The organism is uncultured Vibrio sp., assembly GCF_947488985.1.
Lineage (GTDB): Bacteria > Pseudomonadota > Gammaproteobacteria > Enterobacterales > Vibrionaceae > Vibrio.
The window spans coordinates 1-343 of sequence record NZ_CANLBV010000335.1 but is presented as its reverse complement, the minus strand read 5'-3'; the positions used below and the strand labels follow the sequence as shown (position 1 = coordinate 343).

The 343-nt window shown below is 41.1% G+C and carries 1 pseudogene; it reads right to left on the bottom strand.

Annotated elements, in window-relative coordinates:
* Positions 1-343: pseudogene (locus Q1A70_RS20575) on the bottom strand (MFS transporter); the annotation flags it as partial.

The following is a 343-nucleotide window of genomic DNA, read 5'->3' as shown; positions in this document are numbered from 1 at the left end:
CTTCTGTTTCGGTTTCTTCATCGAGTTCGTTAGATGGTTCGATTTGTGGTTCAGTTACGTTGTCTGACTCACTTGATGCGTGATGGATAGAGTCTTCTGTTTCGGTTTCTTCATCGAGTTCATTAGATGATTCGATTTGCGGTTCAGTGTCATTATCTGACTCACTTAATGTGTTTTCTTCGCTTTCTTCTTCCAGCCTTTGAGCTTCATCAAACGTGACTAACGGTTTTTTCTCTACTTTGATAGGAGCGATTAATGAAGGCTTGGGTACGTCATTAGTCGTAAAGATAAAGCTGACAAAAGAGGGTAAGTTGAGCAACATGTTGGTGTCTACATACTGGCG